This window comes from Paucibacter soli (assembly GCF_037482845.1).
In the GTDB taxonomy this organism is placed as follows: domain Bacteria; phylum Pseudomonadota; class Gammaproteobacteria; order Burkholderiales; family Burkholderiaceae_C; genus Paucibacter_B; species Paucibacter_B soli.
In genome coordinates this window covers 72,728-88,172 of sequence record NZ_JBBHJW010000014.1, presented here as the reverse complement: position 1 = coordinate 88,172, position 15,445 = coordinate 72,728, and the positions used below count along the sequence as shown (strand labels likewise).

The window sequence follows — 15,445 nt, the reverse complement described above, 5'->3', positions numbered from 1 at the left end:
GTCTTTCTGATCAGGATGCGACGGACGCCAGCGCCACGTTGAAGGTCGCGCTCGGGCGCATCACGGCTTCCAGCTTGGCCATGTCGGGCATGTAGTAGCCCCCGATGTCCACCGGCTTGCCCTGCACCGCGGCCAGCTCGGCGACGATGGTGGCCTCCTTGTCGGCCAAGGCCTTGGCCAGCGGTGCGAACTTCGCGGCCAGCTCGGCGTCATCGCCCTGCTCGGCCAGCGCCTGGGCCCAGTACAACGCCAGGTAGAACTGGCTGCCACGGTTGTCCAGCTGGCCGGTCTTGGGGCTGGGGTTCTTGTTGTTGTCCAAGAGCCGGCCGGTGGCGGCGTCCAGGGTCTTGGCCAGCAGCTTGGCGCGCGGGTTGTTGTTCTTCAGGCCCAGATCTTCCAGGCTCACCGCCAGCGCCAGGAACTCGCCCAGCGAATCCCAGCGCAGATGGTTCTCCTCCACCAGCTGCTGCACATGCTTGGGCGCCGAACCACCGGCACCGGTCTCGTACATCCCGCCGCCGGCCATCAGAGGAACGATGGACAGCATCTTGGCCGAGGTGCCCAGCTCCATGATGGGGAACAGATCGGTCAGGTAGTCGCGCAAAATGTTGCCAGTGGCGCTGATGGTGTCCAGGCCGCGGATCACGCGCTCCAGCGTGTAACGCATGGCACGCACCTGGCTCATGATCTGGATGTCCAGGCCGGCGGTGTTGTGCTCGTGCAGGTACATCTTGACCTTGGTGATCAGCTGCGCCTCATGCGGGCGGTACTGGTCGAGCCAGAACACCACCGGCATGCCCGAGTTGCGCGCGCGGTTGACGGCCAGCTTGACCCAGTCGCGGATGGCGGCGTCCTTGCACTGGCACATGCGCCAGATGTCGCCCTGCTCCACGTCCTGGCTCATCAGCACCTCGCCGCTGTCCAGGTCGGTGATGTTGGCCGTACCGTCCTCGGGGATCTCGAAGGTCTTGTCGTGCGAGCCGTATTCCTCGGCCTGCTGGGCCATCAGGCCGACGTTGGGCACCGTGCCCATGGTCTTGGGGTCGAAGGCGCCGTGCCACTTGCAGAAGTTGATCATCTCCTGGTAGATGCGGGCGAAGGTCGACTCCGGCATCACGGCCTTGACGTCCTTCAGGCGACCATCGGCACCCCACATCTTGCCGCCGTTGCGGATCATGGCGGGCATCGAGGCGTCCACGATGATGTCGTTGGGCGAATGGAAGTTGGTGATGCCCTTGGCCGAATCGACCATGGCCAGCTCGGGGCGGTGCTCATGGCAGGCGTGCAGATCGCGCTTGATCTCGTCCTGCTTGCTCTGCGGCAGCGTGGCGATCTTGTTGTAGAGATCGACCATGCCGTTGTTGACGTTGATGCCCAGCTCGTCGAACAGCTTGCCGTGCTTGTCGAAGGCCTCGCGGTAGAAGATCTTCACGCAATGGCCGAACACGATCGGGTGCGAGACCTTCATCATGGTGGCCTTGACGTGCAGCGAGAACATCACGCCGGTCTGGCGCGCATCCTCGATCTCGCGCTCGTAGAACTCCAGCAAGGCCTTCTTGCTCATGAACATGCTATCGATGACCTCGCGGTCCAGCAAGGCGACCTTGGGCTTTAGCACGATGGTCTTGCCGCTCTTGGTGATCAGCTCCATCTTGACGTTGCGCGCGCGGTCCAGGGTCATGGACTTCTCGCCGTGGTAGAAGTCGCCGGCATGCATGTGCGAGACATGCGAGCGCGAGGCCTGGCTCCAGTCGGCCATGCTGTGCGGGTTCTTGCGCGCGTATTCCTTGACGGCCTTAGGCGCGCGGCGGTCCGAATTGCCCTCACGCAGCACCGGGTTCACGGCCGAGCCTATGCACTTGTTGTAGCGCGCCCGGATGTCCTTTTCCTCATCGGTCTGCGGCTTCTCGGGGAAGTCGGGAATCTTGTAGCCCTTGTCCTGCAGCTCCTTGATGGCAGCCTTCAACTGCGCGACCGAGGCGCTGATATTGGGCAGCTTGATGATGTTGGCCTCGGGTTTCAGGGTCAGCTTGCCCAGTTCGGCCAGATGGTCGGGCACGCGCTGCGCCTCGCTCAAGGCTTCCGGGAACTGGCCCAGGATGCGACCGGCGACCGAGATGTCGCTGGTCTCGACATGCACGCCGGCGGGCGCCGTAAAGGCGCGCACGATGGGCAGGAAGGACGCCGTCGCCAACAGCGGCGCTTCGTCGGTCAGGGTGTAGATGATGGTCGGTTGCTGAGTAGTCATGAGGTATCCAGATCGGCCCATCAATCAGGCCCGCAGGGGTGGACAAATAGAGCGGTGATTCTAGGGCAGGCACGCCGGCTGGGAAGCCAAGTCTTATAGAAGTCTTGGCCTTGATCAGTTTCTCAGTTGGGCAAGCCGCAGAGCGCGGCAAGCTGCAACCAGACACCATGCCCCAGGGCCCATCCGGAGGCCGTGATCAGGGCCAATCCGGCCAGACGCACCGCCCAGGCCATGCCGTGCGCGCCCAGGGCTTTCAGCAGCATGCCGGGGCCGAGTGCCAGGCCTGCCCCGGAACCCAGGGCGAAGACCACCATCACCAGGGCGCCGGCGGGTGGGCCGCTGGCCAGGCCCGCTGTCAGCAGCGCGGACTGAAGCAAGCCGCAAGGCCAGGCCACCCAGGCCAGGCCGACCAGCCCGGATCGGGCCGGTGCCGACAACACCATCCGCCCCGTACCGGGCATCGCGACTGTGGCCACATTGACTGGCCGACCCAGCTGACCCAGCCAGGCCGGTTGCCGGGCGAACACCAAGAGGTACATGCCCAGCAACAGGGCCGCGCCATGGACAAGCAACCACAGCGGCCGCAACCAGGCCGCCGCGCTGCCTATCCAGGCCAGCGCGCCCACGCTGGCCGCAACCACGGCGCCGCCAAGTGCGTAGCTCAGCATGCGGCCCAGTTGGAAGGCACTCGCCGACTGCCGGCCCGCACGGCCGCAAGCAGCGGCGGCCGGGCCGCACATGGCCAGGCAATGAGGCGTGCCGGCCAGCCCCATGAGCAGGGCCGAGCCGGCGAGCGCGAGGTCTAACATAAGCTCAGATGATGCGCGAGAACTTGGCGCGCGTCTGGTCGGCGCTCAGGTAGCGGTCGAACACCATGGCCACGGCGCGCACGAAATACCAGCCCATCGCGGTGACCTGGATCGCGCCGGGCTCCACCACCACCAGCCCGGTATCGGCCATGGCGCGCAGGCGCTCCAGCTCGGCGCCGAAGTAGTCCTGCACCTTGATCAGATGCGCCAGTTCGATGGACTCAAACTCCACCCGCCCCTGGCACATCAGGGCCATGATCATGGCGCGGCGCACCAGGTCATCGCGCGACAGGGCCAGGCCGCGCTCGATCGGCAGTTGGCCATGGGCCAGCGCGTCGTAGTACTCGGGCAGGGTCTTGGCGTTCTGGCTGTAGGTGGCGCCGATGCGGCCGATCGCTGAAACGCCCAGACCGATCAGGTCGCAATCGGGCTGGGTGCTGTAGCCCTGGAAGTTGCGGTGCAACCTGCCCTGGCGCTTGGCCACCGCCAGGCTGTCGCTGGGCAGGGCGAAATGGTCCATGCCGATATAGGTGTAGCCATGGCCGACAAAGCCGCTGAGCGCTGCCGACAGCATGTGCAGCTTGTCGGCCGCCACCGGCAGCAGCGTGGCGTCGATGCGGCGCTGCGGCTTGAAGCGCTGCGGCAGATGGGCATAGCCATACAGCGCGATGCGGTCCGGCTTGAGTGCCGCCACCTGGGCGATGGTGCGGGCAAAGGACGCGGGCGTCTGCTGCGGCAGGCCGTAGATCAGGTCCACATTGGTGGATTCGAAGCCCAGGGCACGCGCCTGCACCATCAGCGCTTCCACGCTCTCGTAGCTCTGCATGCGATGCACGGCCTTCTGCACCGCCGGGTCGAAGTCCTGCACGCCAAAGCTCAGGCGGTTGAAGCCCAGGCCACGCAAATGCTGCAGGCGCTCGTTGGTGACGGTGCGCGGGTCCACCTCGATGGACACCTCAGCCCCGGGCGCCAGCTTGAAGCGACTACGGATGTCGTCCATCAGCCGCGTCAACTCCGCATCGCTGAGGAAGGTCGGCGAACCGCCGCCCAGATGCAGCTGCGATACCGACGGCGTGCGCCCAAGGTCCGCCAGCGTCAGGTCCATCTCCGTGACTAGCGCGTCCAGGTACTCGGCCGCCTTTTCATGGTGCTTGGTGATGACCTTGTTGCAGGCGCAGTAGTAGCAGACCGACTCGCAAAAGGGGATATGCACGTAGATGGACAAGGGCGCGCCGCCGCCCACCACCCCACCTTGGGCACGCTGTTGCAAGGCCTGACGATATTGGGAGGCCGTAAAGGCCTCGACGAAGCGGTCTGCGGTCGGGTAGGAGGTATAGCGTGGGCCGGAAACGTCAAAGCGGCGCAACACTTCTTCGGTAATGCCGGGCAGGGGTTCAGCGACTCTTGGTTCCATGGGACCGTACTGTGCCAAGCCGGTTGACTCGGCGTTTGACTTGGGTCAATCTTGCAGCGCAAGCATAGAGAAAGAATGGCGTCAATCTTGAGGAGCATCATGTTCAACTCTATGCACACAGGCACGCCGTCGGGCGCGGAATCCGCCCCAGCTCCCGGGCCAGCCACGATAATTCGCCACATGAATGCCAACCACGCCATCAAGATCGAGCCCTTCAAGGTAGCTTGTTCCAGTTGCAACCTGCGGGAGTTGTGCTTGCCCGTCGGCCTGTCCAAGGGTGACCTGGATCAACTGGACGCCCTGGTGGCCACACGCCGCAATGTCGAACGCGGCGACACGCTGTTCCGTACCGGGGACTCCTTCCAGTCGCTCTACGCGGTGCGCACCGGTTTCTTCAAGACCTGTGTGTCGTCCGAAGACGGGCGCGACCAGGTCACCGGCTTCCAGATGGCCGGCGAGTTGCTGGGCCTTGACGGCATCAGCAATGACCGCCACAGCTGCGACGCCGTGGCCCTGGAGGACTCGCAGGTCTGCGTGATCCCCTACAGCCAGCTGGAAGAGCTGTCGCGCGAGTTCACCGATCTGCAGCATCAGTTCCACAAGATCATGAGCCGCGAAATCGTGCGCGACCATGGCGTGATGCTGCTCTTGGGCAGCATGCGTGCCGAGGAGCGCCTGGCGGCCTTCTTGCTCAACCTCACCCAGCGACTGCAGGCGCGTGGCTTCTCGGCCTCGGCCCTGGTGCTGCGCATGACGCGCGAGGAAATCGGCAGCTATCTGGGCCTGAAACTGGAGACGGTCAGCCGCACCTTCTCAAAGTTCCAGGAAGACGGCCTGCTGGAAGTGAAGCAGCGCCAGATCCGCATCATGGATCAGCCGGGGCTGCAGAAGCTGGTCAACAGCACCACCTGCTGAGCGGCTTCGCCGCAGACCGACGCTAGCCCGCCTCCGGCGGGCTTTGTTGTTTGGACAGGTACAGCGACATCGCCGCTGCGATGCTGATGAGCAGCCAGAAGATGAAGAAGCTGAGCGTGTAGATCGCCGCGCGCGGCAGCGCCATCGGCGCCGCACCGAACCAGCTCAGGTCGCTCGGGTCCACTACCGCAAACACCAGCGCCAAGGTCACCCCGGCCATGAAGAAGGCCGGCCAGAGGATGAGCATGGCCGAACGCACCAGCCCCGGCCGGTCACCTGGTCTGCGCTCCAAAGCTGCATCGTCCATGCGTCCCCCTCGGCTTGCGAGTTTGCGGCCTCAGTGGCCGCCCGTCGCCGCATGGTTGCGGGCCTTGATCGCGGGCTGCAGGGCCGCGCCCTGCTCTTCGGCACTGTCGGCCGACGGACGGGCCTTGGTCTCGATGACCGGATCCGGGAAGCGGATTGCCAGCGTCAGCGTGGCGATGCAGGCAACGATCACCACCGACGGGCCGCCCACCACCAGCCACATCATGCGTTCACGCCACCAGGGCGCAGGCTTGTCGGCCGGGGTCAGGTCTTGCTGTTTGCTCATGGCTTGCTCTTTCTGGTCGCTTGGCCGCCGCTCAACGCGGCAGCACAAAGGTTGATTTTTCCATCAGGCTACCGGCGTCGGTACCCGGGCTGGCGAGGCGGCGGATTTCGAACTGGATCGCATGGGCGCCGGCGCCCGCGCTGGCCGCGACCTCGGGCGGCACACGCAGCGCCACCGAGATCCAGCGCGCTTCGGCGGGCCCGACCGCCACAACCTCCGGCGCGGGCTGCATGCGCAGGCCCGGCAGGCCGGAGGCCGCCAGCGTGAAGCGCTGTTCCTGCTCGGTGGCATTCATGATCTGCAGGCGGTAGACGTTTTCCACATAGCCGTCCTCGACCTGCCGCGCCAGCGCGGCCCGGTCGCGCACCACGTCCACCTTGAAGGTGGTGCGCAGCGCAATGCTCGCCATCAATGCCGTGCTGACGACGAGAAGGATGGCGGTGTAGATCAGCACGCGCGGACGGAACATGCGCGCCAGCAGCTGGCTGCGGGTCAGGTGCTGCGCCAGGCCGTTCTGGGTGTCGTAGCGCACCAGGCCACGCGCATAGCCCATCTTGTCCATCACGCCGTTGCATACATCGACGCAGGCGGCGCAGCCTATGCATTCGTATTGCAGGCCACGGCGGATGTCGATGCCGGTGGGGCAGACATGCACGCACAGATTGCAGTCTATGCAGGCGCCCAGCCCGAGCTGCTGCGGGTCGGCCTTGCGCCCGCGCGCGCCGCGCGGCTCGCCGCGCTCGGCGTCGTAGCTGATGATCAACGTGTCCTTGTCGAACATGGCGCTCTGGAAGCGCGCATAGGGACACATGTATTTGCAGACCTGCTCGCGCATATAGCCTGCGTTGCCATAGGTGGCAAAGCCGTAGAACAGCACCCAGAACCATTCCCAGGGCCCGAAGCTCAGCGCCAGGGCCTCGCTGCCCAGCAGCTTGATGGGCGTAAAGTAGCCGACAAAGCTGAAGCCGGTCCACAGGCCCAGGCTCAGCCAGACCAGCTGCTTGCCGCCCTTGCGGGCCAGCTTCTCGGCATTCCAGGGGCCAGCGTCGAGCCGAATGCGTGCGGCGCGATCGCCTTCGAAGCGCTGCTCCACCCACATGAAGATCTCGGTGTAGACGGTCTGCGGGCAGGCGTAGCCGCACCACAGCCGCCCCGCCACCGCGGTGAAGAGGAACAACGCATAGGCCGAGATCAGCAGGATCCCGGTCAGGAAGATGAAGTCCTGCGGATACAGGACCAGTTCGAAGATATAGAAACGGCGCGCGCCCAGGTCGAAGAGCACGGCCTGGCGGCCGTTCCAAGTCAACCAGGGCAGGCCGTAGAACAGCAGCTGCGTGATCCAGACCAGGCTCCAGCGCCAGGTCGCAAACCAGCCTGTGACGGCGCGGGGGTAGATCTTCTTCTGTGCCTGATAGAGCGAAACCATCTCCACGGCGGCATCACCGCCGCGCTGGCTGGGCTGGGTCGTGGCGCTGGCTTCGCTGCTCATCAGTTGCTGCTTTTTCCCTGCTTCTTACTTCGCGGCCACTGCGGTGGTTTGCGACAGGCTCCACACATAGGCCGCCAGCACCCGGATCTGCTCGGGGCTCAGGCGCGCGGCGTGGGCGGGCATGACGTTGTTCTTGCCGTTGTTGATCATCGCCGTCACCGCATCTTCGCCCCAGCCATGCAGCCAGACCTTGTCGGTCAGGTTGGGCGCACCCAGGGCCTGGTTGCCCTTGCCGTCCGGGCCATGGCAGGCCGCGCAAGCACCGAACTTGGGCTTGCCCAGCTGGGCCGCGATCGAGTTGTGCGGGCTGCCCGACAGGCTCAGCACATAGTTGGCCACATTGCGCACGTCTTCCGGCGTGCCCACCGCGGCGGCCATCGGCGGCATCACGCCGTTGCGGCCCTTGCTGATGGTTTCGATGATGGTGTCATGGGCACCGCCATAGAGCCAGTCGCTGTCGGTCAGGTTGGGGAAGCCCTTGGAGCCCTTGGCGTCCGAGCCATGGCAGCCGGCGCAGTTGTTGGCGAACAGGCGCTCACCAATGCCCATCGCCTGCGGGTCCTTGGCCAGGGCCTCGGCCGGCATGGCCGCGTACTTGGCGTAGACGCCCTCGAGTGCGGCGCGCGCCTTGGCCTGCTCGGCCTCGTACTGGCCGGTGCTGGTCCACTTCAGGCTGCCCTCGGTGCTGCCCAGACCCGGATACATGGCCAGGTAGATGCCAGCGAACAGCACCGTCAGCACGAACAAGCCCATCCACCAGCGCGGCAGCGGGTTGTTCAGTTCACGCAGGTCCTCGTCCCAGATATGGCCGGTGGTGTTGTCGTTGGCCATGATGCGGCGGCGGCTGGCGATGATCAACAGCACCAGGCACAGCAGCAGGCCAAGGATGGTGGCGCCGGCCACGAAGACCGACCAGCCATGGGAGAAAAAGTCACTCATTCAGGCCTCCTGGAGAGCTTGGGTTCGGCTGGCACGTCATCGTCCAGCAAGGGGACGGCGGCCACCTCATCGAAACGGTGCAGATTGCGCTTGGAGTAGGCCCACAGGGCAATGCCCACAAACATCAGCAGCGACAGCAGGGTGAAGCCCGCTCTCAGGTCATTGATATCCATGGTCACTCCTTACTTGAGCGCGGTGCCCATGACCTGCAGGTAGGCGATCACCGCGTCCAGCTCGGTCTTGCCCTTGACCTCATCGCCAGCCTTGGCGATGTCGTCTTCGGTATAGGGCACGCCCACCGTGCGCAGGGCGCGGAACTTGGGCGCCATGTCGGCCGGGTTGACGCTGGCCTTGGCCAGCCAGGGGTAGGCCGGCATGTTCGACTCGGGCACCAGGTCGCGCGGATTGGTCATGTGGATACGATGCCATTCATCGCTGTACTTGCCGCCCACGCGCTGCAGGTCCGGCCCGGTGCGCTTGCTGCCCCATTGGAAGGGGTGGTCGTAGACGAATTCGCCGGCCACCGAGTAATGGCCGTAGCGCATGGTCTCGGCGCGGAAGGGGCGAATCATCTGCGAGTGGCAGTTGTAGCAGCCCTCGCGGATGTAGATGTCCCGGCCGGCCAGTTGCAGCGCGGTATAGGGCTTGAGACCTTCCACGGCCTGCGTGGTGGAGCGCTGGAAGAACAGCGGCACGATTTCGACGATGCCGCCGACGACCACCGTCAGCAGCACCAACACGATCATCAGGAAATTGCTGGTTTCAATCTTCTCGTGACCAGCGACGGCGTGATTGCTATTTGCCATTTGTTGACTCCGTCTGCTTCAGGCGTGGGCGGCCACGGCGGGGATGGTCACGGCCTGAGCCTTGCCCACCTGCATGGTCTTCACCACGTTCCAGCCCATGATCAGCATGCCGCTCAGGTAGAGCAGGCCGCCGCCGAGGCGGATCACATAGAAGGGATAGGTGGCCTTGACGCTTTCCACGAAGGTGTAGACCAGGGTGCCGTCGGGGTTGACCGCACGCCACATCAGGCCCTGCATCACGCCGGCGATCCACATCGCGGCGATGTAGAGCACGATGCCGATGGTGGCGACCCAGAAGTGCAGCTCGATGGCGCGCTTGGAGTACATCTCCACGCGGCCGAACATGCGCGGGATCAGGTGGTAGAGGCAGCCCATCGAGATCAGCCCCACCCAGCCCAGGGCACCCGAGTGCACATGGCCAATGGTCCAGTCGGTGTAGTGCGAGAGCGCGTTCACCGTCTTGATCGACATCATCGGGCCTTCGAAGGTCGACATGCCGTAGAAGGACAGCGAGACGATCAGGAACTTCAGGATCGGGTCGTCACGCAGTTTGTGCCAGGCACCCGAGAGCGTCATGATGCCGTTGATCATGCCGCCCCAGCTGGGCGCCAGCAGCACCAGCGAGAACACCATGCCCACCGATTGCGCCCAATCGGGCAGCGCGGTGTAGTGCAGATGGTGCGGGCCCGCCCACATATAGGTGAAGATCAGCGCCCAGAAATGCACGATCGACAGGCGGTAGCTGTACACCGGGCGGCCGGCCTGCTTGGGGATGTAGTAGTACATCATGCCGAGGAAGCCCGCGGTCAGGAAGAAGCCCACGGCGTTATGGCCGTACCACCACTGCACCATGGCGTCCTGCACGCCGGCATAGGCGGAGTAGCTCTTCGTCAGGCTGACGGGGATGGCGGCACTGTTGACCAGGTGCAGCAAGGCCACGGCAATGATGAAGGCGCCGAAGAACCAGTTCGCCACATAGATGTGGCGGATCTTGCGGGTGCCCACGGTGCCGAAAAACACGATGGCATACGAGACCCACACGACGGTGATGAGGATGTCGATCGGCCATTCCAGCTCGGCGTATTCCTTGCCCTGCGTGAAGCCCATTGGCAGGCTGATCGCCGCCGCCAGGATCACCAGCTGCCAGCCCCAGAAGGTGAACCAAGCCAGGCCGGGCGCGAACAAGCGCGTCTGGCCGGTGCGCTGCACCACATGGTAGGCGGTCGCAAACAGCGTGCAACCGCCGAAGGCGAAGATCACCGCGTTCGTGTGCAATGGGCGCAAGCGGCCATAGCTCAGGAAAGGGATTCCCAGATTGAGTTCGGGCCAGGCGAGTTGGGCGGCGCAAATGACGCCGACCAGCATGCCGACCACGCCCCACAGGACGGCCGCAAGCGCAAACGCGCGTACGACGCCGTCCTCATACACCGGCCCACCCGGTTGCGAGACACTAGCCATTGACGTGCTCCTTACACATTTTCTAGATAAACCCGGCGATTCTTAGGGTTGTTGCGGCGGCCGAGCTTGATCGCCGTCAACCACCACGGTTTCATCCTCCAGAATGCGCCCGCCCTCGCGCTCCAGATCGTCCAACTGCCCGTTGTTGATGGCCCAACCGAACACGCCCACGATCAGCAGCACCAGCACCACCGACAGCGGGATCAGCAAATACAGGATTTCCATGGTGTCAGGTCTTGCCCAGCTCTTGGCCCAGCGCTTGCGATAGCCGTAGCGCGTTGAGGATCACGAACAGCGAACTCGCCGCCATGCCGATGCCGGCAGCCCAGGGCGGCAGATAGCCCAGCAGGGCCAGGGGGATGCAGGCCGCGTTGTAGGCCGCGGCCCAGCCCAGGTTCTGGCGTATCACGCGACGCGTGCGCAGCGCCAGTTCGCGCGCCAGCACCACATCGCCGAGCCGTGTCGACAGCACGATGCCATCCGCCTGCGCCTTGGCGACCAGGGCGCCTTGCCCCATCGCCAGGCTGGCGTCGGCACGCGCCAGCACCGGCGCATCGTTGATGCCGTCGCCCACCATCAGCACGCAGCGCCCCTGGGCCTGCAGCTCGGCCACCGCGGCCAGCTTGCCCTCGGGGCTGACGCCGCCGCGCGCCGCCTGCACACCGGCCTGCCGCGCCACGCGCTCGGCGCGCGCCGGCAGATCGCCGGACAGCAGCAGGGTCCCCAGGCCCTGTGCGCGCAGCGCCTGCATCGCGGCCGCGGCATCGGGGCGCAACTGCTCGTCAAAGGCCAGCATCAGGCGCACGCCGTCCTGCGGGCCCTCGCTTCCCTCGCTTCCCTCACGTCCAAACGCGAGCTGCGCCTCGGGCAGCAGCGCAGCGTCCGCACCCAACCAGTCCAGGCTGCCCAAGCGCCATTGCCGACCCTGTGCATCGCGCGCCTGCAGACCGCGCCCGGACAGCTCCTGCACGTCCTGCCACTGCGCCTTGGCAAGCTCGTCCACCGGATGCGCCGCCGCCAGCGCCAGCGCCATCGGGTGGCGCGAGTGGTGAGCCAGCGCGGCAGCCTGGGCCAGCAACTCGGCATCGGGCCGCGCCGGCCAGTTGCCCGCCAGCACCAGCCGGTCTTCGGTGAGCGTGCCGGTCTTGTCCAGCACCACCATGTCCACACGCGCCAGGGTTTCAAGCGCTTCCAGGCGGCCCAGCAGGATGCCGCGCCGCGCCAGCGCGCCCGCCGCGGCCAGCCAGGCCGAGGGCCCGGCCAGCGAGAGCGCGCAGGGGCAGGTGACGATCAGCACCGACACCGCCACCCAGATGGCGCGCTCGGGCGCGACGAAATGCCAGGCCAGCGCCGCCAACCCGGCCAGCAGCAGCACGCCCCACAGAAACGGCCCGGCGATGCGATCGGCCATGCGCAGCTCGCGCGGGCGTTGCGTCAGCGCGCTGCGCATCAGCTGCACGATGCCCTCGTAGCGCGTGTCCGCGCCTACGCGCAGCACCCGCAGCAGCACCGGCGCATGCAGGTTCATGCTGCCCGCCACCAGCTCGTCTCCAACTCGCTTGGGCACCGGCAGCGACTCGCCGCTCAGCAAAGCCTCGTCGGCCTCGGTGACGCCCTGCTCCAAGCGCCCGTCGGCCGGAAAGGCCTGACCGGCGAACACGCGCACCAGGTCCCCGGCACGCAGGCGCTGCGGGCTCACCTGGCTGCAGCTGCCGTCCGGCTCCAGGCGCTCGACGCGATCCGGCAGGCGTGACATCGCCTGCTCCAGGCTTTGCGCCACGCGGTGCCACGCGCGCAACTCCAGGAATCGCCCGGCCAGCAGAAAGCTGACGAACATGGTGAGCGAATCGAAGTACACCTCGTGGCCGAAGGGGCCAGCGGGATCGAAGGTGGCACCGGTGCTGGCCACAAAGGTCACCAGCAGGCCCAGGCTCACCGGCACGTCCATGCCCAGCTGGCGGGCACGCAGCTGGCGCCAGGCAGAGCTGAAGAATGGCCCGGCCGAGAACAGCATCACCGGCAGGCTCAGCACCCAGGAGCCCCACTGCAGCAGCTGGCGCAGGTCGGCGCTCATATCGCCGGGATCTGCCACATAGATGGGCGTGGCCAGCATCATCACCTGCATCATCAGGAACGCCGCAACGAACAAACGCCACAGCGCCTGGCGGCGCTCGCGCTCGCGCTGCTCGCGTGCCGGCGCGGCGGCATCCGGCGCGGCGCCATAGCCTGCCGCGGCGATCGCCTGCACCAGGGTGCTGATGCGGGTGCGCGCCGGGTCCCAGTGCAGCTGCAGGCGCTCGGCCGCAGCGTTCACCTGGGCGCCAAGCACGCCGGCCTGCGCCCTCAGGGCGGACTCGATGATGCCGGCGCAGGCCGCGCAATGCATGCCGGTGAGCTGCAGCTGCGAGACGCCGATGCGCACACCATCGGCTGGGGTCTGCCAATGCGTATAGCTGGCAAGCAGATCAGGATCATCGAACGCGTCCAGCCCCGAGACGGGGCCGGCAGCACTGGCGGCGGTGGTGGACATGAGCAAGGTCTGGCGCCGCGAGGCGCGCGGCAGGCCGTAATCTACGCACAAACGCATCGGACGTCATGACTAATGTCAAGCGCTCCCCAGGTAAGCCTAGGGTAGGCGCCAGCGGATGCGAAAGCCCTGCAACTCGGGTCGGGTGAAAGCGGCCCAGTTGCCGCCCAGCCGGCTGATGATTTCATGGGCAATCGCCAGGCCCAGGCCGGTGCCACCGTCGTTGCGTGTGTCGGCACGCGCGCCGCGCCAGAAGGCTTCGCTCAGGCGCGGCAGATCTTGCGGCGCGACGCCCTCACCGTCGTCCTCGATATCGAGCTGCGCCTGCCCCTCCACCAGACCCAGTCGCAGCACAATGTGCGGGCCGCCATAGCGCAGCGCGTTGTCCAGCACGTTCACCAGCGCCTCGCCCAGCCACAGTGGATGGGCCTGGGCCAGCACCGGCCGGATCGGCATTTCCAGGCTCAGGCTCTTGCCCTCGCGCGCCGCGCGCAGGGCCAGCGGTGCGGCGGCCTCGCGCAGGATGGGGCGCAGGTCCATGCGGCCTTGCTCGCCGTCGAAGGCCAGCGCCGCTTCCGAGCGCGCCAGACTCAGCAACTGACCTGTTAGGCGGGCGAGGCGCTCGCTGGACTGCAGCATCGCCCGCAGCACCGGCTCCCAGGCCGGCGCGCTGCCAGCCGCCATGGGCAAGGCCTTGAGTTCCTGCTCCAACTCCTGGGTCAGCACGCGCAGGCCGGCCACCGGGGTGCGCATCTGGTGTGCGGCGTCGGCCACAAAGCGCCGCTGCAGGGCCACCGAATGCTGCACGTCGCTGAGCAAGGTGTTGATGCGCTCGATCAACGGCACCGCCTCGGCCGGCACGCCCTCGATCGGCAGCGCGCGCAGATCGCTGGAGGCGCGCTGCGCGACCTCACGCGCCACCTCGCGCAAGGGCTGCAGACCGCGCCGTATGCCCCAGGCCAGCAACACCATGCTCAGCCCGCCCAATGCCAGGGTTGGCAGTGCCATTGCTACCAGCACGTCGCGCACCAGGCGCTGGCGCTTGCCGCGCGTCTCGACCACGATGATGGAAACCGAACGATCCAGCATCGGCGAGGTCAGCGAGAACATCGCACCACGCACCGACTGGCCCTGGAACTCGCCATCGAACAGCAGTGGTCTGGCAAAGCTGTGGTGGCGCAGCTCGGGCCGCGGCACCTCGCCGTCGCCCGCCAGCACGCGTCCGGACTCGTCCAGCACCACGAAGGCGTTGCGCTCGGTGCTGTCCCAGGTCAGCAGTTCCAGGGTCTGCGGGCTCATGTCGAGCAAGGGGCCGCGATCGGTCCATGCGATCTTGGCGGCCAGCGCGCTGGTCTCGTCCTGCAGCCCGCGGTCGAAGGCGGCATTCGCGCTGCTGCTGGCCAGGCCATAGGCGCCGGCCGCAGCCAGCACGATGGCCAGCGCCCAGATCCAGACCAAGGGCGCCAGCAACTGCCGGCGCAGGCTCGGCGGCCTAGCTGGCATATGGCGCGTCCGTGCCAGGCGGCTGCGAACCAGGCTCGAGCACATAGCCGAAGCCGCGCACCGTGCGTATCTCCACCCCCAGCTCGGCGAAGCGCTTGCGCAGGCGATGCACATAGACCTCGACCGAGTTCTCGCTGAAATCCGCCTCCCAGCTGGACAGGCGCGCGACGATAGCGTCCTTGCCCACTACGCGGCCGGCGCGCTGCATCAACATCTCGGTGAGCGCGAATTCACGCTGGCTCAGGCGCACCGGCTCGCCGCGGAACAAGAGCTCTCGGTGCGTCAGATCAAGCAGCAGCTCGCCGAGCTGCAAGGTATCGCTGACACGCCCCTGGGCGCGTCGCTGCAGGGCGCGCAGGCGCGCGATCAGCTCGGGCAGATCGAAGGGCTTGACGAGATAGTCGTCGGCACCGGCATTGAGCCCGCCGACGCGATCCGCCAGCTCGTCGCGGGCGGTCAGCAGCAGCACCGGCAGCTTGGCGCCCTGGGCACGCCAGGCGCGCAGCACGCCCATGCCATCCAGCCCGGGCAGGCCCAGGTCCAGCACCGCCAACTCGAACTGCGCCACCAGGCCGGCCGCGGCCGCCTGGCGCCCGTCGGCCAGCACATCCACCTGCCAACCCTCGCGCTCCAGCGCGCGCGCCACGCCCAGGCTCAGCGCGGCATCGTCCTCGACCAGCAACACTCGCATCGGGGCCCTCCAAGGTGGCCGGCATTGTCGGCCATGAAAAAGGCCGGTCAGCGA

At 66.5% G+C, this 15,445-nt stretch carries 15 protein-coding genes; 1 reads left to right on the top strand and 14 read right to left on the bottom strand.

Annotated features, from left to right (window positions below; translation table 11 throughout):
- Nucleotides 1-10 precede the first annotated feature (10 nt).
- The 3 genes from WG898_RS23965 to hemN form a co-directional block, all read right to left on the bottom strand.
- Nucleotides 11-2,248: an NADP-dependent isocitrate dehydrogenase gene (locus WG898_RS23965; protein WP_339605294.1), complete on the bottom strand. Its 2,238-nt coding sequence runs from the start codon at nucleotides 2,246-2,248 to the stop codon at nucleotides 11-13.
- A 122-nt stretch (nucleotides 2,249-2,370) separates the two neighbouring features.
- Complete coding sequence (locus WG898_RS23960; RefSeq protein WP_339605293.1) at nucleotides 2,371-3,057, bottom strand: sulfite exporter TauE/SafE family protein; 687 nt, start codon at nucleotides 3,055-3,057, stop codon at nucleotides 2,371-2,373.
- A gap of 4 nt (nucleotides 3,058-3,061) precedes the next feature.
- A complete protein-coding gene (hemN, locus tag WG898_RS23955) occupies nucleotides 3,062-4,471 on the bottom strand; it encodes an oxygen-independent coproporphyrinogen III oxidase (RefSeq protein WP_339605292.1) in 1,410 nt (469 codons plus the stop codon).
- 180 nt (nucleotides 4,472-4,651) lie between these two features.
- Here hemN and fnr point away from each other — a divergent pair, with 180 nt between their 5' ends.
- Nucleotides 4,652-5,386 carry a fumarate/nitrate reduction transcriptional regulator Fnr gene (gene fnr / locus WG898_RS23950; protein ID WP_285232745.1) on the top strand — a complete coding sequence of 245 codons (735 nt, stop codon included), beginning with the start codon at nucleotides 4,652-4,654 and terminating at the stop codon, nucleotides 5,384-5,386.
- Between the two features lie 22 nt (nucleotides 5,387-5,408).
- On the opposite strand, the gene WG898_RS23945 is transcribed toward fnr, so the two are convergent.
- The 11 genes from WG898_RS23945 to WG898_RS23895 all read right to left on the bottom strand — a co-directional run bounded on the left by WG898_RS23945 (nucleotide 5,409) and on the right by WG898_RS23895 (nucleotide 15,391).
- Nucleotides 5,409-5,633, bottom strand: coding sequence for a hypothetical protein (locus WG898_RS23945; RefSeq protein WP_339605291.1), 225 nt, complete (start codon nucleotides 5,631-5,633; stop codon nucleotides 5,409-5,411).
- Between the two features lie 90 nt (nucleotides 5,634-5,723).
- Nucleotides 5,724-5,978 (bottom strand): hypothetical protein, encoded by a 255-nt coding sequence (locus WG898_RS23940; RefSeq protein WP_339605290.1) that lies wholly within the window; start codon nucleotides 5,976-5,978, stop codon nucleotides 5,724-5,726.
- Between the two features lie 31 nt (nucleotides 5,979-6,009).
- Nucleotides 6,010-7,467: a cytochrome c oxidase accessory protein CcoG gene (gene ccoG, locus WG898_RS23935; RefSeq protein ID WP_339605289.1), complete on the bottom strand. Its 1,458-nt coding sequence runs from the start codon at nucleotides 7,465-7,467 to the stop codon at nucleotides 6,010-6,012.
- A 24-nt stretch (nucleotides 7,468-7,491) separates the two neighbouring features.
- Nucleotides 7,492-8,406 carry a cytochrome-c oxidase, cbb3-type subunit III gene (gene ccoP, locus WG898_RS23930; RefSeq protein WP_339605288.1) on the bottom strand — a complete coding sequence of 305 codons (915 nt, stop codon included), beginning with the start codon at nucleotides 8,404-8,406 and terminating at the stop codon, nucleotides 7,492-7,494.
- Nucleotides 8,403-8,579, bottom strand: a complete 177-nt coding sequence (locus WG898_RS23925) for a cbb3-type cytochrome oxidase subunit 3 (protein WP_339605287.1) — start codon at nucleotides 8,577-8,579, stop codon at nucleotides 8,403-8,405. Before WG898_RS23925 ends, ccoP begins: the two co-directional genes overlap by 4 nt.
- A 9-nt stretch (nucleotides 8,580-8,588) precedes the next feature.
- Nucleotides 8,589-9,212, bottom strand: coding sequence for a cytochrome-c oxidase, cbb3-type subunit II (gene ccoO / locus WG898_RS23920; protein WP_339605286.1), 624 nt, complete (start codon nucleotides 9,210-9,212; stop codon nucleotides 8,589-8,591).
- 18 nt (nucleotides 9,213-9,230) lie between these two features.
- A complete protein-coding gene (ccoN, locus tag WG898_RS23915) occupies nucleotides 9,231-10,670 on the bottom strand; it encodes a cytochrome-c oxidase, cbb3-type subunit I (RefSeq protein ID WP_339605285.1) in 1,440 nt (479 codons plus the stop codon).
- Nucleotides 10,671-10,712: 42 nt separating this feature from the next.
- Entirely contained in the window at nucleotides 10,713-10,895 is a 183-nt protein-coding gene (gene ccoS / locus WG898_RS23910) for a cbb3-type cytochrome oxidase assembly protein CcoS (protein ID WP_339605284.1), read from the bottom strand.
- Nucleotides 10,896-10,899: 4 nt separating this feature from the next.
- Complete coding sequence (locus WG898_RS23905; protein ID WP_339605283.1) at nucleotides 10,900-13,257, bottom strand: heavy metal translocating P-type ATPase; 2,358 nt, start codon at nucleotides 13,255-13,257, stop codon at nucleotides 10,900-10,902.
- A 39-nt stretch (nucleotides 13,258-13,296) separates the two neighbouring features.
- Nucleotides 13,297-14,700, bottom strand: coding sequence for a sensor histidine kinase (locus WG898_RS23900; protein ID WP_339605282.1), 1,404 nt, complete (start codon nucleotides 14,698-14,700; stop codon nucleotides 13,297-13,299).
- Nucleotides 14,690-15,391 carry a response regulator gene (locus WG898_RS23895; protein WP_339605281.1) on the bottom strand — a complete coding sequence of 234 codons (702 nt, stop codon included), beginning with the start codon at nucleotides 15,389-15,391 and terminating at the stop codon, nucleotides 14,690-14,692. The genes WG898_RS23900 and WG898_RS23895 overlap by 11 nt, the downstream gene beginning before the upstream one ends.
- Between the last annotated feature and the right edge of the window lie 54 nt (nucleotides 15,392-15,445).